Origin of the sequence: Paenibacillus selenitireducens (assembly GCF_002021565.1) — a bacterium.
Taxonomy (GTDB): Bacteria; Bacillota; Bacilli; order Paenibacillales; family Paenibacillaceae; genus Paenibacillus_K; species Paenibacillus_K selenitireducens.
Map to the genome: position 1 here is coordinate 79,922 of NZ_MSZX01000009.1, position 22,353 is coordinate 102,274.

Annotated in this window: 18 protein-coding genes; 2 read left to right on the plus strand and 16 right to left on the minus strand. The window is 44.6% G+C overall.

Translation table 11 applies throughout. The features are described 5' to 3' along the window. Positions 1-10: 10 nt before the first annotated feature. Positions 11-208, minus strand: a complete 198-nt coding sequence (locus BVG16_RS21305; RefSeq protein ID WP_078501218.1) for a hypothetical protein — start codon at positions 206-208, stop codon at positions 11-13. Positions 209-304: 96 nt separating this feature from the next. On the opposite strand from BVG16_RS21305, the gene BVG16_RS21310 reads away from it, so the two are divergent. Both BVG16_RS21310 and BVG16_RS21315 read left to right on the plus strand, forming a co-directional pair. Then, positions 305-1,102, plus strand: coding sequence for a DUF2935 domain-containing protein (locus BVG16_RS21310; protein WP_078501219.1), 798 nt, complete (start codon positions 305-307; stop codon positions 1,100-1,102). Between the two features lie 62 nt (positions 1,103-1,164). Then, complete coding sequence (locus BVG16_RS21315) at positions 1,165-2,283, plus strand: mandelate racemase/muconate lactonizing enzyme family protein (protein ID WP_078501220.1); 1,119 nt, start codon at positions 1,165-1,167, stop codon at positions 2,281-2,283. 96 nt (positions 2,284-2,379) lie between these two features. On the opposite strand, the gene BVG16_RS21320 is transcribed toward BVG16_RS21315, so the two are convergent. From BVG16_RS21320 to BVG16_RS21390, 15 genes are all read right to left on the minus strand, one after another. Then, complete coding sequence (locus BVG16_RS21320; RefSeq protein ID WP_078501221.1) at positions 2,380-2,883, minus strand: DUF1854 domain-containing protein; 504 nt, start codon at positions 2,881-2,883, stop codon at positions 2,380-2,382. Beyond that, positions 2,883-5,069, minus strand: a complete 2,187-nt coding sequence (locus BVG16_RS21325) for an ABC transporter transmembrane domain-containing protein (RefSeq protein WP_078501222.1) — start codon at positions 5,067-5,069, stop codon at positions 2,883-2,885. The genes BVG16_RS21320 and BVG16_RS21325 overlap by 1 nt, the downstream gene beginning before the upstream one ends. Before the next feature lie 616 nt (positions 5,070-5,685). Beyond that, on the minus strand, positions 5,686-6,465 hold the full coding sequence (locus BVG16_RS21330; protein WP_078501223.1) for a Cof-type HAD-IIB family hydrolase: 780 nt from the start codon (positions 6,463-6,465) through the stop codon (positions 5,686-5,688). A gap of 44 nt (positions 6,466-6,509) precedes the next feature. Further along, on the minus strand, positions 6,510-7,691 hold the full coding sequence (locus tag BVG16_RS21335) for a metallophosphoesterase family protein (RefSeq protein ID WP_078501224.1): 1,182 nt from the start codon (positions 7,689-7,691) through the stop codon (positions 6,510-6,512). Between the two features lie 533 nt (positions 7,692-8,224). Then, positions 8,225-9,979, minus strand: coding sequence for an ABC transporter ATP-binding protein (locus BVG16_RS21340; protein WP_078501225.1), 1,755 nt, complete (start codon positions 9,977-9,979; stop codon positions 8,225-8,227). Continuing rightward, positions 9,972-11,738, minus strand: coding sequence for an ABC transporter ATP-binding protein (locus BVG16_RS21345; RefSeq protein ID WP_078501226.1), 1,767 nt, complete (start codon positions 11,736-11,738; stop codon positions 9,972-9,974). The genes BVG16_RS21340 and BVG16_RS21345 overlap by 8 nt, the downstream gene beginning before the upstream one ends. A gap of 40 nt (positions 11,739-11,778) precedes the next feature. Next, complete coding sequence (locus BVG16_RS21350) at positions 11,779-12,747, minus strand: ABC transporter substrate-binding protein (RefSeq protein ID WP_078501227.1); 969 nt, start codon at positions 12,745-12,747, stop codon at positions 11,779-11,781. Positions 12,748-12,986: 239 nt separating this feature from the next. After that, entirely contained in the window at positions 12,987-13,979 is a 993-nt protein-coding gene (locus tag BVG16_RS21355; protein ID WP_078501228.1) for an ABC transporter substrate-binding protein, read from the minus strand. Positions 13,980-14,110: 131 nt separating this feature from the next. After that, positions 14,111-15,085: a helix-turn-helix domain-containing protein gene (locus BVG16_RS21360; protein ID WP_078501229.1), complete on the minus strand. Its 975-nt coding sequence runs from the start codon at positions 15,083-15,085 to the stop codon at positions 14,111-14,113. Positions 15,086-15,325: 240 nt separating this feature from the next. Beyond that, the gene (locus BVG16_RS21365; protein WP_078501230.1) at positions 15,326-16,615 is read right to left on the minus strand and encodes an amidohydrolase; all 1,290 of its coding nucleotides are present in this window, start codon (positions 16,613-16,615) and stop codon (positions 15,326-15,328) included. A 61-nt stretch (positions 16,616-16,676) separates the two neighbouring features. Then, a complete protein-coding gene (locus BVG16_RS21370) occupies positions 16,677-17,750 on the minus strand; it encodes a methyltransferase domain-containing protein (protein WP_332888800.1) in 1,074 nt (357 codons plus the stop codon). Positions 17,751-17,870: 120 nt separating this feature from the next. Continuing rightward, complete coding sequence (locus tag BVG16_RS21375; protein WP_078501231.1) at positions 17,871-18,413, minus strand: GNAT family N-acetyltransferase; 543 nt, start codon at positions 18,411-18,413, stop codon at positions 17,871-17,873. 51 nt (positions 18,414-18,464) lie between these two features. Continuing rightward, the gene (locus BVG16_RS21380) at positions 18,465-21,059 is read right to left on the minus strand and encodes a beta-N-acetylglucosaminidase domain-containing protein (RefSeq protein ID WP_078501232.1); all 2,595 of its coding nucleotides are present in this window, start codon (positions 21,057-21,059) and stop codon (positions 18,465-18,467) included. A 215-nt stretch (positions 21,060-21,274) separates the two neighbouring features. Further along, the gene (locus BVG16_RS21385) at positions 21,275-21,595 is read right to left on the minus strand and encodes a MazG nucleotide pyrophosphohydrolase domain-containing protein (protein WP_078501233.1); all 321 of its coding nucleotides are present in this window, start codon (positions 21,593-21,595) and stop codon (positions 21,275-21,277) included. A 123-nt stretch (positions 21,596-21,718) separates the two neighbouring features. Beyond that, a complete protein-coding gene (locus tag BVG16_RS21390; protein WP_078501234.1) occupies positions 21,719-22,234 on the minus strand; it encodes a GNAT family N-acetyltransferase in 516 nt (171 codons plus the stop codon). Positions 22,235-22,353: the final 119 nt, after the last annotated feature.

The following is a 22,353-nucleotide window of genomic DNA, read 5'->3' on the forward strand; positions in this document are numbered from 1 at the left end:
GACATTTTAGTTATTCGTTTAGATACGTCATGACGCGGTTCTGAATCAATTTGCTAACCTCTTCTGCCGATTTCTGGCCGTTCATAAAAGAATTAAATGCTTTCAATTTCTGTGCTGCTTCTTGAAGCTTTTTCTTGTTAGCGGCTTTATGGACAGGGATCCCCATGAAGTACTCCGAAGATTGTGAACCGAGCGAAAGTGCGAGCAATCCCTTTCATCCTATTTTTTTTGAACAATAGACTTCTAATAATATGGAATGCCTCGCATAGAATATCCAAAAAAACATGTGGGAGGTTATAGAAAAATGCCAGATCCATTTGTTTCACGATCACTCGATGAAATCCGATTTTGGTCACGGATCATGAAGGAGCATTCTCTATTTCTTAAATTAGGTTTTCGATGTGAAGATACGCAATTAATTAACGAAGCTAACAATTTTTATAGTGTCTTTGAAGCGATTGAGAACAAATCCCACCTATTTACAGTCGATACAGACCCTCAAGTGATTCGAACTTTTAATGAAGAAGTTTATATTGCCGCAGCAAATATCTGGTCTTTTAAAAGAAAAGTATTAGGACTGATCATACAATGCAAACTTCCAGGTGGAAATAATCTCCCTCTATTGGTGGATCATACCAGTAGAGAAGCTAATTATTTCCGAAATCGGTTAGCTGAATTAAATCAAGGGCGATTAGAACCCTTACCTGATGCAATTATTGATGAAAACGTATTTTTTCTTCGGATTATGGCGGACCATGCGAAATTTATTGGCCATTTATTAGATCCGTCTGAACGGAAACTCGTTGAACAAGCACGTAATTTCAGTCACGATTTCGATCAATTGTTATACCAAGCGATTGACCTTGACTCTATGCGCCCACAATCCCAAACACATCCTCTTCTAGATCAATTCTTGGATCAGAACAGAGTATCCGTTAAATCGCTGCGCGACTTCAAGGCAACGGCTCGAGATCTTATAGATGCTTGTCGAATCAAAAGTATCATCCACCCCTTGTTAGCTGATCACGTCTTCCGAGAAGCAGAGAGATTCCTATATATCATCGATGCGTTTGAAATATCATTAAATCAGAGCAAGATGTAAATATTTTGAATGGAAAGCGGTATACTATACCCCGACACAAATTGTAGAAAGGCTGAACTCCATTGTTAATCAAAAAGGTCGATACATTCCCTCTATTCTATAAACTTGCCACACCATACGGCGATGCAAATGGATACAAAAAATATCGAACTTGTTATTACATACGTATTACAACCCAATCTGGAATGGTAGGCTGGGGCGAATGCGTTGATTGGCTTCCAACCCTCCACACGGGGATGGAGAATCGAATTATTCCCTATTTAATCGGAAAATCGGTTACCGATCGGAATCCATTGATTCAAGTTATTAAAAAATGGCATTCACGTGCCGCATCCGCGGTGAGTATGGCTCTAACTGAAATCATTGCAAAATCGAGTGGATTATCGGTATGTGACCTATGGGGAGGTACATTTCGAGATAAGGTACCGGTATATGCCTCTTTCCAGTCCTATACAGATACCGCACAATGGCAATCCAATTCACTTCAGTGCATCGAAAAGAGCGTTCAAGAAAAATTTTTAACGATCAAACTAAAAATAGGTGGAAAATCGATTGCGGAGGATCAAACGCATATCAAAGCCGTTCAAAGTCAATTTGGAGAGCAAGTGAATATCGCTTTGGATTGCAATCAGAGTTATGATCTTGTGGCTGCTTTACAATGGCAATCCTTATTTTCAAGCTGGTCTAATATTGTGTGGTTAGAAGAACCGCTTCCGATTCATCAGACAGATGGATATGCGCTTATACGGCAGAAGTTAACGGTTCCCGTTGCTGGCGGGGAAAATATAACAACGGCAGCGGATTTTTTACCTCTATTGTCTAGTCAAGCGCTGGATATCATGAATCCAGATCCTTTACATGTTATTGGAATTGACGCATACATCGAAACCTTACAGCTTGCCCGGAATTTTGGGATTCGAGTTTCACCGCATACGTATGACGGTGCTTTATCGCGTACGTATGCTGTATATGCGCAGGCATGTTTGAAGCCGTGGGGTAAAATGGAGACGGACTGCATTGAACCGGTGGAGTGGGACGTCATGGAGAACCCTTTTTCCAAGATTGTTCCCCTCTACCCTACGAGTGGCGAGATTTCCATCCCTAAAGGGCAAGGGATCGGATTAGAACTGGATGAGGAGATGCTTCGCTATTATCGGTGGGATGGCAGTAATTATCATTAAGTAAAAGCCTGATCGTAATCACGATGTGTATAGGAAAGACGGGTTGACTCCAGGAGCCCCCCGTCTTATTTGTTTTATTATTCCCCACAAAATACGCTAAATGACGTCGCTCAATTGCTTACGGCTGTGTCCGTCAAGCGCCTTCCAGTCTGAAATTTCGCATCGCTTGCCGTTCGTGTCCGTGAGAATGATTCGATTGCCGCCGGGGAACTGCATGTGCTCATGTAGATTTCGCATGGAAATACGCGTCGGTCCCAGATGCGTCTGAAGTTCCCAGATCCATAGATCCGTTTTGGACTTGATACTGTCGACTCTTAAAACTTTCGGAAGGAAGTAGCGGAATTGCAACTCCTTCTCCAGTTCTATACGACTTTCCGAATCAAGCTCCTCAAGATCTCGAACGATGCCAACCTCATCTTCTTTCAGATTACGAATCGATATGTACTTCGTCGTATATAGGAAGGGAAATGCGCGGAACACGACGAGTTCATCATATGATTTGCCTTCGATGACGCCCTGAAATACGCCGCCCGCTCCGCGACATAAAGATACACTCTCCGGTTGCAGGATATTGATTTCGTATGGGTCCTTGGTTTCCATTAGCCCTCAACCCCCTTTATTTTGGATAACTCTTTTTGAGCTTCTACGAGTTTGAAGTAGGCCCCTTGTTGTGTGAGCAGTTCCTCATGCGTACCGACTTCAGCAATCTTACCCCGTTCCAGTACAACGAGCCGATCGGCATTCCGCAGAGTGGATAACCGATGCGCGATGGCGAATGTCGTTCTGCCTTTGACAAGTCGCGAGATAGCCTCTTGAATTTGTCGCTCCGTCTCGGTATCAACAGACGCGGTCGCTTCGTCAAGGATGAGAATGCGCGGGTCGTGAATGATGGCGCGAGCAATCGAAACCCGCTGCTTCTCACCACCGGATAACTTATGGCCGCGTTCACCAACACGCGTATCGTAACCATCGGGTAGACGAACGATGAAATCGTGTGCATTGGCAATTTTGGCGGCACGCATAACTTCTTCCGGTGTGGCATCTGGTTTGGAATAAGCGATATTCTCCCAGATCGTACCGTCGAACAAGAACGTCTCCTGTAGAACGACACCAATCTGCTTACGGATATCCGTTTGACTAATATTCCGAAGATCGATACCGTCGATATGGATGCTGCCTTCATCCGTATCATAAAATCGGCATATCAGATTGATGAACGTAGACTTTCCTGCTCCAGAGTGACCGACAAGTCCGATCATTTCGCCCGCCTTCACGTTCAGACTGACTTGCTTGAGTACGGGATGATGCTTTTCGTAGCCGTAAGTCACGTTGTGAAAGACGACATCGCCCTTCACTCGATCCAGCACCACGGGATCCAGGCTATCCGGCACATCGGACGGTGTGTCCATGATTTCAAACACACGGTCTGCGGCCGACAAGGCCTGGCTCGCCCAGTTAATCATCTGGCTAATCCACTGTAAAGGCCCGAGCAGCATACCGAGATAAGTGATTAATGCCATGAGTACACCGAGAGACATTTCACTGCGTAGCACAGACCAACCCCCGTAATACCAAATTAACAAGGTACCGGTTCCGGCAACGAGGGAGAATAGTGGGAACACACCCTGCCAAAGTCCTTCTATCCGGATATTGTTCCGCACAACATCACGATTTGCTCCTTCGTAACGGGACATCTCCGTCTTTTCCTGACCGAAGGCTTTGACGACCCGAATGCCTTGCAGTGAATCGCCTACAAGCACATTTAATCGGAAAATGGATCTCCACTGCTGGTACCAGCGTCTTCCGATCATCGGCCACAGCTTCGTAGAGACGAAGACCATAATCGGCATTGGCAGCATGGCGAGCAGTGTCAAACGCCAATCCAAGTTGAACATAATGGTGAAGATGGCGATAACACGCAGCGTTTCGCCGGCGCACCATATGATTCCGTCGGTCATAAATTGACGCATCGCTTCGGAATCACTGTTGACCCTTCCGATGAACTGCGACGTTTGGCGTCGATCAAAAAATGCGAGGGATAACCTCATTAACGCTTTATAAATGTCTCCTCGCAAATCTCCCATCAATTTGGAACCGACCCATACGCCAATCAGACCACGCACGGTTTGCATCACAGACATGACCAGCATGGTCGCACCAAAACCGAGAACGATCCACAGCAGATTGGAGCTTAAATCCTTAGGTCCAAGGACGTCATCCAACATGATTTTTGTCAAATAGGGGGGAACAAGTTCCACTAATGTAGTAAGGACGAGCATGACGGCAGCAATGCCCATTTGTAATTTATAAGGTTTGGCATACTGTAACATGCGGCCGATTACTTTACCGTTATTTCTGCAATTTGGACATGTCTGCGTTCCTTCAGGAAGCGGTTGTCGACATTTAGGACACTGAAGCGGAAATTCCTTCTCGGAAGCAACAGGACGTTCTTCACCTTTCGCGACGGCTGCCATCAGTTTGGCCGCAAAGCCGAACACCGACGTTAATGAAGCCGTATATCGCAGCAGTACGATAGGTCCATTCTTCGTATCTGCAATTAGTGTGCCGCCGCCAATGCCGTTGACGATTCTAGCATCGGTGAATTGGTCTATCTTCCAAGTGCTTATCTTCTGGTTAAGCCGCCAGACCGACACTTCTTCCTCCATGATTACAAGCCATTGTTCTCCGAAGGTTCCATCGTCATGCAGGTCTGTTTTGCCACTGAATAGAGGCGCTTCTGGTAGTTGAATTCGTATAGCCTCAGGTAATTTATCTAGGATTGACATCGTGAACCCCTCTCAATTGATCTCTTTCACTGTTGAAAATAAATGAACGGCTTACTACATCGCTACGTAGTATCAAAAAATAAGATGCCTACAACAAAAAGGAATCGATTTTTACAATGCAAGCTCATGATGCAGCAACCCCCTCATATTCTTTCTGAACATTCTGTTGAGTCCATTTCATTTCTGTGTTCCAACTTCTCCAATGCTTGTAGTTCATTTTCATTTCTCCTTTCCATGTGAATAGATTTAATGGAATGCACACAAAAAAACCGCAAATGAACAAATGTCCATCTACGGCTATTCGCAGGATGAGCGCAGCTAAGAATAAACTTCTTAAACGTCCTCATATGTGCATAGCTAAAATGATGAATGTCCATGACAGGGTGCACGAACTTGGGCAACACAAACATACCTTTAATAGCATGCTTTGAAATTACCTCGCACGTTCATGCCTATTCAGATATCGATTAACCGATAACTGCTGTCAGAAACAAGATCATCACCCTAACCTCCCAGTATTTCACATATTTGCTCTAGTGTATCCGCTTACTTCAGAATCGTCAAGAGAAAATTTACTGCTCATACATTTATACCCATGCAGGCTAGGTCATCCTTATCATGAAATAACCCCAAACTTCTCTAACGCGTAAGCAATCCCGCCTTCGCTCGCTTTCTTGGTCACGAAGTCCGCCTTTTGCTTTAGATGCTCCGCACCGTTCCCCATTGCGATGCCCAATCCTGCACACGCCAACATGTCGATGTCGTTCCCTCCGTCGCCAAACGCAATGGCTTCTGATGCACAAAAATCGAAATGTTCCAATACTTTTTTCATCGCAATGGATTTGGAAACTTCCGTTGCTTCCAGCACATTTGTAACGTAGCCATGAAAACGCACAAATCTTAGGTAGGGAAATTGATCTGTAAATTTTTGCGTTTCACTATCATCACCGTACAGACAGATGCAATAAACTTCTTCAGGCAAAGCACTCACGATGGAAGGATACTGCGTTATCCCCAACGTCTCTTGTAATGCCCGTATCATCCGTTCATCTTCGCAGCCGATGCCGTTCATGGAGAATTCCTCCGTGAAATAGGAAATGCCGTGGCCGTTCAGCCCAGCAAAAGCCGTCACTGCTTGAACGGTCTCCAAAGTAAGTACGGATTTATCAATGATTTCACCCTGGCATGATATCAGCGCACCGTTGGCGGAAATTATCGTATCTATCCCCAGCGACGTGAATTCTTCACACAGATTGTAGGGTCTTCCCGTCGCAACGACAACCTTTATCCCGCTCGCAATCAATTTCTCTATAGCTAGATTCGTACTATCAGGGAGGCTTCTATCCAGTTCACTTAACAGGGTGCCATCCACATCAAAAAATACAATCTTATACATATTCGCAAACAAACTCCTTTTCCATCATATCCAAATTCATCTAGTTACTCGGCTACGACGTCGAACGGGATCCGCATCAACTCCGTATGTAAGGTTTCGCCCAAATAAATCATATCGTAACTTCCAATGCTCAAATTCATGGATTCAAACGTCAATTCTCCATCAGGCTGGCGAACTGTATGGGTCTGAATGAATGCAATGGGGACGATCTGATGGACTTCATGGGGCATGGAGTCTCGCGGAAAGATTCCGAATGCATCCTCACCCAAGGAACCGGTATATGTAATATGAATGGCCTCATGAGAGAGGTATCTACTTTTGTCTAGCTTCATTGTCGGGTTCCCAAGTGATAAATCGGGATCTGTGTCCGGGTTAACCAATGGAATCTGGACGGGTAAATGAATAACGTATTGAGCTTCGTATATCCATGAATGATGCTTGAAATCCCTTCCTTTAACCAAGACTTTGTCGTCATAAACTTCCACATAGAACCCTTGGGAACCCTCCTTTAATTCATCGTCATCTGTCCATAGATATCCGACGGAACCCGCATTGAACATCGTTGCATACTTGGTTTGGTACATGGTATCCTGGGCACCCAACTCCCAGTGCGTGTGCCCTGTAAATAGAATAGATTGCGGATACTTCGAGAGGATCCACTTTAATTCCCGATCTTGTCGGATGCCGTGCCAGCCAAAGCGGTTCTGAGAACCTGCGACCGTATTCTTCAATGGTTCATGCACGAAGATGAACACGGGGTGATGCAACGCTTCTTGCTCGGATAGCTGATGCTCTAACCAAGTTAATTGCATTTCTGATAAAAAGGAAGAATCCTTGAGTCCTTTCTCGGTCCCGAGGAATATAAAATGATAGCCGCGAATCCAAACATCATAATACTTCTGGTCGATGCCTGTGGTTGCCGTAAAACGATTCATCCGCTCTTCGAAATCGGCCCATCTGACATCATGATTTCCATAAGAAAAATACATTGGCGCTAGACCAGCCCTATTCTTGGCCCAAATCTTTCCCATCGTCTCATATTCTTCGAGCTTGCCGCTATCGGTAATATCGCCAATATGCATGATCCCGTCGCTATCCGGTGCTGTCGCGCGAATATCTTGTAGTGCATGGTCAAAGTGAATCGAATAAGTTCCTAATGGATCTGCTACAACATGTGTGTCTGTAATGACTTGAAAACGAATGTTTGGTGTCAGAGAGGTCTTCATTGTATCGTTCTCCTTTCAAATCTCACTTTGGGGCACGAAACGTAATCCTATGATTATAGTATTTGATCAATTTAGATAGGTTCCTGCTTCGACACGTGAAGTAGTATGTAAAATAAAAAAAGCCCGCGAATGACACGGACTTTGGGTGACTCACGATCATGATGAGGTTGCAATTTGAGCAGCTTGATATTAATCCGATAGCATGGTTTTAGCGAAATGGATCAGGTCTGATTTTGGATATTCGACGACTTGGATACCTATATGCTATATGGATTTTATTATATATTTGTTGCCTCTGCATGAAAAACAAAGCATCCATTCTGAAATAATCTCTTCAAAAGGGATGCTTCTTTCGTATTTATTTGATCGATTCATGGCTCGCGATATGCTTACCAGATAATCGTCTCCAACGGGATCTGTTGCTGTAACCCTGTAGTGAAAAGAATCCTCCCGTCCCCTTTATCGATCATATCCAGCAGCACTTGCTCAACGACTCGAATGGTGCTTCCGACAAGGGGGTATAACGATGGCTGCTATGCTCTCTTGGTTCCTTCGCTAGATCCACCCTTGATTCTCCATCCCCCAAGTCTCTGCTGCTCTAGCCACAATCTGTGGTATAAACCATTTTGGGTTACTAGCTCAACATGTCTGCCAACTTCGATGATTTTACCTTTGTCTACAACTAGAATCCGATCAGCTGATTGAATGGTTTTAAGACGATGCGCAATCACTAACACGGTTTTGTTTTGAGCTAATTTATTGATGGCTCTTTGCAGATACACTTCGTTTTCTGGATCAAGCGAAGCTGTTGCTTCATCTAGCACGACGATCGGAGCATTTTTGAGCATGGCCCGTGCAATGGCAATACGCTGCCTCTCTCCGCCAGAAAGTGCTGCTCCACCTTCCCCGGCAACGGTATCATACCCTTGCGGTAATCTGATGATGAATTCATGACAATGGGCTGCTTGGGCTGCTTCAATGACCTCTTCTATCGTAGCATTCGGTTTGCCCTTTCGAATATTGGCTTCGATCGACTCGTTAAACAAATACGGCTGCTGCTGAACCGTGCTTATCATTGCGAGCAGTTCTTCGCTCTGCATCTCACGCACATCGATACCGCCAATCTTCACCGCCCCTCCGTTTATATCCCAAAAACGCGAAATCAAACCGGCAATCGTCGACTTTCCAGCTCCTGAAGGCCCGACCAACGCAACTAGATTGTTCTCCGGTACCTGAAATTGAATCCCGTTCAAGATCTTTTTGTCTCCATAAGCAAAATCCACGTTTTCTAGCTCGATGTTGAACGTGTTGGGTAACCGAGGATGCTTCGGTTCAGGCAGTGCCTCCTGAGCGAAAAGTTCACGAATCCGTTCTCCCGCAGACGCCATAAAACGCATCTGCGTCAACGCAGTCCCTGCCGAACGTAACGGTTGGTAGAACTTCATGCTAACGGCCAGGAATATAAAGAAGATCGATGTATCAAGGAGACCACCTTCCAGCAAATACGTACCGGTTAACAATAGAACCACAAATCCCAGTTCTAGAATCATGGAGAACAGCATGACGACGGGTGATGTGATGACTTCGACACGAATACTGTCATCACGCAGCCGGGCCATTGCTTGATCTAACCGCGTAAACCGCTGGCCCGTCTGATTGTGAGCCTTGATCAGCCGTATTGTCTGAATGTACTCCAACAGCCTAGACTGTAATGCGGCTGCCGCTGCTTGTCGCTTCATGCTCCGTTTGCCCATAAGATGTTGTGACCAGAATAAGAGCGGTAACGCGAGCGGCACGGAGATAATTACCGCTAGAGCCAACCGCCAATCGATGAACAACAGAAATACGGCGCTGACGATGGGTAAGATGATCGAACCGATGACTTGATTAAACAAATGGGTCAATATCATTTCCACTTCATCCACATTAGCCAGCAGCGTATGACTGATTTCGCCTTGATCTCGTCGGCTGAAATAACCCATCGGAAGCTTTCGCAAATGCTCGCCTAGGCGCAGACGGACGTCTTTCATGATGGAAGCGCCATTGCTTTGCGCTTCAATCTGGCCGCGACTAGCCAATAAAGCTTGAAGAGCGAACATTACCAATAAGCTTACGGTCCACCATATCATTCGTTGAAGCGAAACTTCTTCCTGGAGCAGAGATGCCAGTACGACGAACAAGAGCCCAGCTGGAGCCGCGTTCACGATCATTTCCAGAACGGTATACCAAGTAGCACGGGTTAACATTTTTCCGGATTGCCCTGTAATCGAACGGATCGTCTTAAACATGGGATTCCTCCTTTCCTGTCAACGACCACTCTCCGGCATCTCGATGCGCCTTCCACATGCTGCTGTACAAAGGACAATCCTGAATCAGCTCCTCATGTGTTCCCGTTCCAGCGATATAGCCATTATCAAAGACAACGATATGATCTGCATCGGCAATCGTGGAAAGGCGATGTGCAATAACGACGACTGTCTTTCCTTCCAACAGACTGCTTAACGCATCTTGTATTTTCGACTCGTTCTCAGCATCAGCGAACGCAAATGCTTCATCAAGAATCAGGATGGGGGCATTTTTGAGAATAGCGCGTGCAATCGCAAGACGCTGCCGTTCCCCTCCGCTAAGGGGAACTCCGCCTTCACCGATCAGCGTGTCGTAGCCGTTAGGCAGACCGGTAATAAACTCATGCGCTTGAGCTGCTTGTGCAGCTTGAATCAAATCGGCAGCGTCAGCATCCGTCCTACCCATACGTAAGTTAGCAGATACCGTGTCGCTGATCACGGGTACATCCTGAAATACGAATGACACCAGATTCATGAGTTGTTCCGGTGCCATGGAACGAATATTCATACCGCCAATTCGAATCTCTCCTTGACGAGGGTCGAAGAACCGTGCGATTAACTGTGCGGCGGTAGATTTTCCCGCTCCAGATGGACCGACAAAAGCCGTTACCTTGCCGTGCTGGGCAGTCATGTCTATTCCTTTCAGCACTTCGCGATGACCATAAGAGAAATGAACTTTGCGGAAATCAATATCCAAATGCTGTAAAGGTTGCATCATAGAAAGCCCAGTTACACTTTGCTCTTCTTCGTTTAGTACCGCTTCAATGCGGCGAACACTCTCCAAATTGTTCTGCATCATATGACTTAGCGTTGAAATCTGCCTTAATGGTGCCGTTAACCCAACACCAAGCATGAGGAAGAGCAGCAAGACGGAGAACGGGATCGCATGCTGATGAAACAGCCAGATGCCTGTGGGCAAAATAAACAACAGCCCTGATTCCAGAAGCAGGAGGAACAATACATACAGTGGTGTCTTTTTGCGGGCGATTTGAGTCCATAAGTCGGCGTAATTCTCAACCGAATCATGATACCGCGCGAAAGAATGCACCGTTTGGTTAAATGACTTAATGACGGGCATCGCATGGACAAATTCAACGATGGCCCCGTTCATCTTTTCCGACAAATCATGCATTTGTTTCATATCTTCGCTGCGTTTGCCTCGTACAGACATCATCCACTGCACAGCAAATGCAGCAGGAATTGGAAGCATCGCGGCAATGGTCAACCGCCAATCCACAGTGAAAAGATACGCCGCTGTAAGCAGCGGCGCTACGATCGAAGCAGTAAGATCAGGTAAATGATGGGCGATAAATGACTCGATGCGCTCAACATCCTCTGCAATGATCTTTTTAAGTTTACCGGAATGCTGTACACTGAAAAATCCTAGTGGTAACTTTCCCAGCTTATCGATTAATCGGGCACGCAAATCATACAACACATGAAATGCTGCAGCATGCGCCAACATGGTAGATATCCCCATCAGCGAAAATCGAAGCAAAATTGTGAACATGGCCATCCATATCCACTTGCGAACTGTCGTAAAATCAACAGGCTGATGAAGCAGGATCTCGGCGATTTGATACACAAAGATAAACGGAAGCAATGAGCATAATGCACTGATCGCAGAGCTGGTGCAGGATAGTAACAGTTTCCATCGATGTTTGCCAGCTAAACGAAGTAAAAATCGAAATGAGGTGGACACAGGGAAATCCTCCTTTCTTATTGTATTGGGCGACGGTAGGCTACTTCCCTAGCGCTTTCATAATTTCTTCGATCCCATCAATCTTGGCGAGTGCCATAGGACCCGGAAGGGATGGATCCTTGAGTTCGTAAACATGATTATTTTTCACGGCATTCAGGCTGTTCCACACCTTGCTGTTCTCCAAAGCCTTCTTGACGCCTCCCTCAATCGGGTATTGCCAGTTATTAATGATGAACAGGTGATCCGGATTTAATGAAACCAGACTTTCAAGTGATAATGGCCCGTCTTCAATGGTGCCTACCACTTGCTTCAGTCCAAGCCCTTTATAGAATGGATCGAATCTGCCGTCTTTCCACGTAATAAACTGATCCTTGCCGCTGTACATCGCGAACAATACGGATTCGTCACTACGATATGCCAATTTCTGTTTATACGCTTTAGATTTGCGATCAAAATCAGCAAGCACATTCTTCGCTGTCACTTCTTTACCAATCACTTCCGCGATTTGCTGCAATGTCTCTCGCCAATCCCCGGCTTGCGGAAAAATAACGGTAGGAGCTATTTGGGTTAATCGATCGTATTGATCTTTCATGTCATCGGCTGCGATGATTAAATCCGGTTCTGTCTCCAATAATTTCTCAAGGTTTACCTCCATTCCGAGATCCATGATTTCTTTCCCCTCGATATGTTTGCTGAGACTTGGAAAATTCCTTTGGATCGTCTCAACGCCTTGAGCAGCCATAGGGTATTCATCCATAACGGCTAAATAATCGACGAATGCGATATATGGCGTTGCTATTTTTACGGGACGAGCTTCAATGACGGTCTCGCCTTTTAGATGCGTGATCGTTCTTGGAAAACCAGAAGAATACTGCTGTTCCTTACCCGCTAATTCTGCAGGCCTGTCCTCCGCTTTGCTGAATGATTCCTTATTTGTTCCTCCGCAACCCATACTGATTCCCATCATCGCAACGACGATAAGGAGTGCTAGTAATTTGAATCCCCGCATGATTATCCTCTTCTCTATTGGTTTGTGTAATTGACGTAAATCGTGAACTCTCGCATATAACGGCAATATGTAAATGAGATTCATTATCATTGGAGTAATGATACAATGCCTTAGAAAGAATCTTCTACCAGTAGACGGATTTCTTTGCTGGTTTACGGGAATCGAAGCAAGAAAAAAACTGCTCCGAAGAGCAGTCTTTGGGCGGCTATGATCACTAAAATAGAAGGTTGATAGATGGTTTATTGTCCAATGTGTTGCACGATCTGCTCGGAGATTTTCTCCAGGACGTTCTTTTTACCTAATGCAAAGAAAGCTTCGTTGTAATTTTGTCTGCTTGACATTCGGTATACATTCCCTGATTTTACGGCATGAAGACTGCTCCAGATATTACTATTCCTTAGCACATTCTGATCATTATCTGCTAAGAGGAAGACATGATCCGGATTAAAGTTGGATAGTGCTTCCATATTCGTTACTTTTCCTCCCCAAGCGTCCGGTTCCGGCGTTCCTGGCGTTTGCGGTAATCCGAGGTCATGGAAGATGATATCCGCAAGTCCTGTTCGGGCATAGATTCGAATTTCTTTGGGCGTGGCTTCGATCACCGCAAAAGTCTCCTGTTGGGTGACATTTGTGATTTGATCATGAATCTGTTGGGCTCGCTGCTCGTATCCCTTCAACCAATCTTCCATCTCATCTTTTTTATCAAACACCTCCGCTACAAAAGCGAATCGCTCGCGAAAAGCGTTAAAACCATAAGGAATCATCACGGTTGGCGCAATTTTCGTTAATTGATCATAGATTTTCTCTTGTGTGGGTCCTGCAATAATGAGGTCAGGATCAGCTGCCATGATCGCTTCCAAGTTCACATCGGTCTGAAACCAACCGGCAGTGCTGACACCAGGCAGTTCTTTTTTAAGCATGGGTGTCAGCACCATGGGATCTTGCATATCGGTATTCCCGGTGAGTATAGGTTTATATCCAAGTACCAGAAGCTCTTCCGTAGAACCGGATATATCCGCGATTCGCGCGGGATGGACAGGGATCTCTACATTCCCTTTTGCATCTTTGACCGTACGCATCTGCTTTGAAACCTCTTCGGCAGCACCTGATGCATTAGATTTAGATATTGAAGAAGCTGTGGTTGCCGCATTGGGTTGACTCCCGCATCCGAATAACGTCACCATTAGGACGACAGCGATCCCAGCATGCATCATTCTTTTTTTTCTTACCATTTTTAACCCTCACCTCTCTTTTGATGATAATCATTCTCAATCTAACAAGGATGATCATACAATCTACTAGTCTATGAAACTACCAGTTGAAGGAGAGAATAGCGGTTTGACGGATATTTATTTCTCATGTGCTAGAAGGTTCTTCGTAATTCTGAGGGGTTGATGCCATACTGTTTACGGAAGACTTCGGCGAAGTGACTGAAATTGTTGTAACCTAACATCATCGATGTTTGGCTGACATTATAGCTTCCGGAATGCAGCATTTCCCAAGCCTTTTCTAGTCGTTTGTTCCTTAGATAGGCAAAAACACTCGTACCGAACACTTCTTTAAAACCCATTTTCAACTTGTAATCATTGATTCCTGCAAGCCTAGCCAATTCGATAAGCGACGGTGGGTCTGCCATACGCTGAAGCATGATGTCGCGTGCTTTCCAAATGCTATCCCGGTCACTGCGGGTCAAGACCGAACTACGGCGAGTGTAGTCTTGATCGAAGAGAAAAACATCAAAATATGCGGTTAGAACCTCAAGTGCCTTTCCTTCGGCATACAGTTTCCGCATGGTTGAATGATACGGACAGTTCCTTAGCTGTCTCAATAATTTGAGCGTTTCCGAAAGGATAGGCGTTCGAAACATCCGAAATTCTCGTGAACCTACTAATCCGGCAAAACTACAAGACCCTGAAACGCCTGCTCCTGCCATCCATGATTCAAATAGCGGTACCGGAATTCCGATCGAGAGCAAACGGATAGGTTCCGTATCCAAGTAATGAAATTCAGCTTGAAAATCTCGCATGAATTGCAAAGAACAACTATCCACCAAGAGTTCGTGACTACAATCAGATACTTGGACTTCCCCTACGCCTTGGAGACAAAAGCTCAACTCAACCATCGATGCTTCGGATTGCACACGGATTGTTCGATTCCCTGCGAAGCGGTATTCACTTTCCACGATTTCGATCCCGGAGGTTGTAATTAATCGGTCGGCATAACCAACACCTTGAGATGGTGCAAGTTGCATACGTTCCTTATGCTCCTCCTCGCAACGAGATACAGATAACGCCTTAAAATAGTCATTATAGATCTGATGCATGGATGGCATTTTCATACGATACTCCAAGGAATAGGCGCCCTACATCCTGCATCCAATACATAGTGTTGTAACATGAAGATCACCCTTATTCATGAGATAAATGATAATAATAATCATTTTCACTATTATATTCGAGACATGAAGTAGGCCGCAACTTGCTTGGAAGCAATCATATGTTGATCCGTGGCAGGATTCTTTGGAATCGTGTCCAATCAATATCTCTAATTCGTTTTGTGGATGAAGATAAGTTATGCCCTACACACCCGCCACGATTCGTTTGGCTCTTGTCTTCACTTGTTCAATTAGCTCCTCTTCATCGATCGTGACCAGTACTCGGTTTCTCATCAGAATTTTTCCATTAACGATCGTGGTATGAACATCCGCACCATTCACGCTATATGCCAGCAGTGCCTCAATATGATGAATGGGTTGTAAATGAGGCTTATTCATGTCGATTAGGATGATATCCGCTTGTTTGCCTACTTCTAATGTGCCTACCTGATGTTCTATCCTTAGAAGCTTTGCACCTTCCAGCGTAGCCATTCGCAAAGTTTGATCAGCAGGCAATACGGAAGGATCATTCTGATTTAGCTTCTGCAGCCACGTAGCTGCTTTGATCTCTTCGAACATGTCCAACGTCGTTGCGCTACCTGACCCATCCGTACCTAGCCCAACCGTAATGCCAAGATTCATCATCTCAAATACGGGTGCAATGCCGCATGCAAGCTTGAGATTACTGACAGGATTATGAGATACGCCACCGCGCATGCCTTGTAAAAGTTCCATGTCTCGTTGCGTTACATGTACACCATGTGCGAGGAGTACGTGGCACGCATCAAATAGACCTTGGTTGACTAAATACGCGGTGGGTGTTTGGTGATATCGTTCCGCCATCTTGGCCATTTCTTCTCGCGTTTCCGCTAAATGAATATGAATTGGGATAGCCATGTTCTCCGCCAATTGAATGACTTCTTTTAAGGGATCTGGCGGACATGTATAAGGAGCGTGGGGTCCAAACATCGTTGTGATTCTGCCGTCTGCTGTTCCATGCCATTTCTCGATCAGATCCATGGCCTCTGCGAGCCGCTTTCCCCCATCATCTTCCATGAAAACGAGTCCCCTTGTGAGAGAGGCACGCATACCAACTTCTTTAACTGCTGAAGCAATTTCACTCATATGAATATACATATCGGCGAATGCCGTCGTTCCAGATTTAATCATCTCGGCCATAGAGAGTTTAGCGCCCCAATATATATCTTCGGGGGTCATTTGGGCTTCGGCAGGCAGCATCTTTTTCTCTAACCACTCCATGAGTTTCAGGTCGTCCGAGAATCCTTTGAGTAAGCTCATGGGTGAATGTTGATGTGCATTGATCAAGCCTGGCATCGCAACCATGCCGTTCCCATATAGGACCTCATCGGCAGATTCTTGGATCTGGTCCCCGATCTGCTTAATCCGGCTTCCTTCAATCAGAATGTCTCCTTGGAAAGGTGTGGCGTCCGGAACCATCGTTAGAATCGTTACATCCTTTATTAGTGTTTTCATCAAAAAAACCTCCTCATTACGTTGTGTAATAAGAAGGTTAAACGTTGACCTTAGGGAATAGTCAATAGGATATTTTGATAGGGACCGCATAGATGAGATGTAGAATCTCATTCATTTGCTGCGTTTTTGTCAAATAGCCATGGTCTTCGAACCAACGGAGCAACATCGAACGGTCAGCATAATATTCATGCTCGATTTGGGAGATCATTGGTGTCTTTCCTTCGTGTTCTAATTTCTGATAATACATCCTCTTTGTCTCGTCATTCTCAAACATCAGATCGGCAATACAAATACGTCCGTGCGGCTTCAACACACGTTGCATTTCTTCAAGCGCTAATATCTTTTGATCACTTGTCAGATGATGCATGGCGTAACTTGTTACAATAAAATCAAAGCTGTGGTTCAAGTACGGGATCGCCAGAAAATTGCCCATTTTCGTCTCGAATTCAGGGAACTTTCGTTGACATTGCTTTAACATCTCCTTGGATTGATCAATACCTGCCATTTCAACGCCATTCTCGAAAAAAAGACTCGCTAAATTACCCGTACCCGTTCCAATATCCAGCCCCTTCTCTCCCTTATGAGGATGAACCCATTGATAGATCGTTTGGAGTGCTTGCGTGTAGCTGGGATGTTGATTAAATTCTAGTTCCTGATTGTGAACAAGTTCATCATGAATCGCGGCTTGCTGATCAAAATCCCAATGATCCCGCCAATTCGAACGCAAATCGTTCAGTGACTTTAAGCCGTTCGTTAATTCGAAGATCTCATCCCATCCAAGGGGTTGCTGTTTTTTTAAGTGGTCGATCATTCGATCCGTTATTTTTATGTTATGAATGAGCTCAACAAATTGCGTGAACATCATGGAGCGTTGAAGTTCAAGCGAATAGAGCGCTTCGTTTCTCTCACCCTTATCAATTTCTAACAGCACATTCATAATATCAGCGATAGACATGCCGACTAGTCGCAAAGAAATAATGGTCTGGAGGCGGCTCGCATCCTCTTCGCTAAACATACGGTAACCATTCGTAGGATGCTTTTGCGGTGTGATCACCCCTTTATTCTCATAGAAGCGAATCGCTCGGGGAGATATATTCAGTTTTGTTGCCAGTTCGTTGATATGCATGAGTTCCATGCAACCCACCTCCTCTGGTTCACTGCAACCTTGTCGTAAGGTCAAGCTTTGTTATGATGTACATGCTATATTATAGCTTTGATAATGTGAGAGTAAAAGAATTCGTATATATATGTTTTTTTAGTTAGAAAACCTGAATATCATCTTATTTCCATCATGGGTTGGTCCGACGCTTTCTTCGAAATGTCCGTCCGTATAATTCGATACGGTTTTGCGCCAAAACTTTTGTCCAATGAGATTTTTATCAGACGGATTCGTATACAACTCCCAATTCCCCCGGAACTGCTCGAACACTAGTTTGGCCGCAAATTCAGCGATTCCATTCCCTCGGTAGGGCTGCAAGAGAAAGAAATCATGTACAAAAAAATCCACGCCTGGCGCACAATGAGGCGGCGTGGCAATAAGCGCAAACCCTGCCGGGTTATCATCGACAAGAATCAAATAAGGATAAAGACAATGCTGCTTCTCCCACCAAATGTTCTGAACGTCATATTGATCTTGTAAGGTTTTATACGCATGGCTATCCTCATAAATCCCATGTTTATTGGGCATATGCCCTTCGATTAAGCCATAGTGCCCTGACAGATCGTGAAGGAATAAGGGGTACATATTCTTAATGATGTATGCATCATTCGTAGTCGTAAGTTTTACTTCGATTTTCATTGGATCTCACTCCTAGGTATCTTATGAACAATTCACACCATAATTAGCAGCCTATCGGTCGTAACCTTTTGACGTTCTAATACTTGGCAGATAATTTTTGGAGGTTCTCTCCACAAAGATTCTGTCGCCAGCTGCCAGAAGATCAACATCTTCAAAAACAATGGAGTCGCTGTCTCCAACAGCTTGCTCAGAAACAGCGAATGGTGTTTCTTCGGTAAGTGTACGGTAAAGAGATATTACATCTCCTTTTTTCACGTGGTGAATCATGACCTTGCCTGATGGATCGATATCGATATCAGATGATGGTACTTTAGGCGATGGGTCCGGGTATGCTTCATCATAGAGTTCAAAAGCATAAATACGGGTATGTCCACTGCCTTCTGTGCTAAATTGTGTCGGCTCTATAATTTGCAATCGAATGTATCTCGCAGTTATTTCTTCCCAAAGGATTCGATTGATGACATCCTCCGTATTATCCATAAACTCATCGATGACCGTAAAGTTCACGCCATCATGGCTGGCAAGAATTTGAGCTTGTCTGGTGTTCCAGATGTTGGTCTCCCTCGCCTCTGGATGTCCACAATTCATAATACGGTATTGCTTGATCGTCCGTGGCTGTTGTAAATCTACTGTAAGATAAGGTCTGATCTCCGTAGCACACCATTTTCCGCCTGCAATGGAACCTTTAATTGCCTTGTCTGCATCTTCGTTTTCATTCGCGCAGTTCGAAGCTGTTGCCGTAACACCTAACGAGCTTCGGGCAATATTGTTCATTTCATAGTCGAGATGGAACGGTTCTTGTTCCGTTCCGGCAAGGATGACGGTCAACTGCATTAATTCTTTCAGGAAAGGTTGAATAACCAAAGTTCCCACATCAACAGTGAAATCATGCGGTACCCCTTCTTTTAATCGGTGAACTTTACATTGCGCCATGGATTTCAATCGTTTCCCTGCAACTTCATGATGATGCTCCATGGCCAAAATATCACCCGACTGCAACGCGTTAACCGCTTGAATCGCCTGTTGTGCTCCCTGAGCCATGTATAGTATGGCATCCAGAAACGGATCTAGTTCTTTGACTAGTTTATCGTTCATGCATTTCTCGCGAATTCGGATCACTGCGGCTTCCATGCGTATAAAATGTTTCATGGTACAGCTCCCGGTCTCCGTAACATCCCGTTGCTGCTTCAAACCGCTAATAAATTCGTACGCGTCATCCTTTAAATACCAGGACTCATCAAATACGAAATCACCGCTAACACCGCCATCATCTTTGACATAACAGCAATTTGAAGCGACAATTTCTAAATCCTCGGCAACCTCTGGCGCAATCGTACGGAAGGATGCGGAATAACTCTTCTCGCAGTCAAAGGCATCTGTATTCCAGTTATGATCAGCAATGCAGAATAAAGCTTGCTTCGAGGCTTGAGACTGATTCATTGGATTCGCGAAGAATCCGTTTACATTATTCAGATCAGAACCTAAGTTTTCAATTTTACCCATGAGAATTTTGGAATCGCAATAATCATTCACTGGATAATTCCACCATACAGATAAGTTGCGTTCCGAACCAATCGCTCGTTTGGGCGCATCGTATTGTTCCTTTGTCATATTGGACATGGTTGCGGCCCCGGTCCACATGATTTCGACATCGTCATGAAGCGTTTCGACGAAAGGCTTGAAATACGTTGTCATGGAAGGTCCCCATGCTTCGCAATACCTTGTTCCTACTGTAATTAAAGGACGGATATCCCCTTTGGGTTTAATGAACTCGGCATCAATTCTATTGATGAACGCCGCTTGTTCTGGACCATTAGGAATGCCGACGAGATCATCGAACAAAATGCCAAATTGTCGTACACCCAAGGTGTATAGCTGCTCTAATTTTATAATTGCAGATTGATAATCTTCTTCCGAAGCAAGATCAATCGTATCGCCGGGATGAATGGTCCATACAAAATTCAGATGATTGACGTGACCTGCTGCTGCAAGCTCCGCGATTTCTTGTGCTTTCTCAGCTGGATAGAGGTCTCTCCAGTTTTTCCGGTGATAGGGATCGTCTTTTGGCGCATAAATATATGTATTTAGCTTCTGTTCCCCACCAAATTTCATGAGATCCATCCGATCTTTATGGCTCCAAGGAAAACCATAAAATCCTTCGACATATCCTCGATAGAGAATTTCAGGATAATCGGTGATCGTGCAGTTCTGTAAGATGTTGATGTCAGACTGCCTTAATATTTGTTCTAACGTTACTACCCCATAATGGAGACCATCGCTATCGTGACCCATCACAGCTATGTTACAAGTCGTATCTCCACGCACGATGAGCGTATATCCTTCTTTATGCGTCTTTTCTGAGACTGGACCCGTATGCATGTTTTCCATGCCGGCTTGAAGAATATGTGGTTGATCCGTAAGGTATAGATTCGTCGTATTGGTCACGAAATCTTCAGATACGGTATACGTGTAACCATACGTAGTTAATAGATCTTGAAGTTTAGGCCAAGTTGCCTTTTTGAGGTCGGCTGTCACAATGATATTAATAGGTTCTGTGATTTGAGCCTCTCCTCCAAGATAAGTTATTTCCTGAGGAACTGGAAAAATATCATAACGGTTGTTGTGCATACTATCAATTGTGTTCACAGAGCTGCCCTCTTCTCCCCGCCTAAATCATTACGGAATTCACCGACTCATTTACACGGTATCATTAAAATTTTTGTCAATCGAATTCATGCTAGATTTGTGCTGACTATCTTAATTCGATGAAATGAAAAGCCTAATTACATACATTAATCCTCTTTTCTCCAAAAGAAAATCCATTCCTATCCATCTTATTCAAGTGGAAGATAGGCATCCCATTAATGATTCGAATAACGTTCAGACAGTTTCTTTTTATGAGACGTAAATACATCTTCTAATGGGATCTCGTATTTATTCGCAATGACAATGAGGTTCCCTAATACGTCACCTAGTTCTTCGGTCAATTCCTGCTTATTCTCTTCAAAGGAACCGCCGACCTCATCGGGTCGATCTCTTCCAATTTCAAGGGATCTGATGGCTCTTGCCACCTCGCCTGTTTCTTCTGCTAGAAAGCCGATGCGAATGAATATGTCTAAATCAGACCAGCCCCTGCTTTCATAATACTCTTTAACCCATTGTTGGAATTCAGTTACATTCATATGATGACCTCTTTTCAATAGCATAAACTTTATTGTATCATCCTCTGTGATACTTCGAAATAGAAAAAGGAGCAACCTTTTCGGTGCCCCGGTTGATACTCGAAATCTTCTATTAAATCTACTTCATTCCAGGATTTTATAAAATAAATTTGTAGCATGAAGTTGACCGTTCGCGGATCTTGCGTAGTTGGGAATTTGACCCGCTTTGACGTAGTCCATGGAACAATACAACGTGTTGGAGCCATCTCCTTCTCTCGTATCCAAGACAAGTAAGGAGATTCCTTCGTTACGAGCTCTCTCTTCGGCTTTGAGCATGAGTGTCCTGCCGATCCCATGACGGCGATACGCTGGATGTGTCATTAATTTGGCGATTTCAGCCCGGTGGCTTCCGTTCTGCTTCGTACAGCGATGTAATTGTACGGTACCTCCGATGGTATGGTTCTGTATTGCAACATATAGGATCACATCTGGGCCCAGAACGTTCATCCAATAGGCGCGTGAATCGAGAGAACTCAAAGGCGGCAAAAAGCCTATCGAAGCGCCCGCATCGACGACTTGCACGAGAAGTTTGGACAGTTCGTCCATACAGCTTTCAATTTCAAACACTTCCTTAATGTTTACAGTTGCCTCATTATGCATGTTATTTCCCTCCAAGACTTCTGAACTTCGATATAGCGACATCATACCTGAATTGAATCGCACCCTATTTCTTCATTGTACCTGCTGTCGCATGACAAATCATGTTCTTTATACGATAA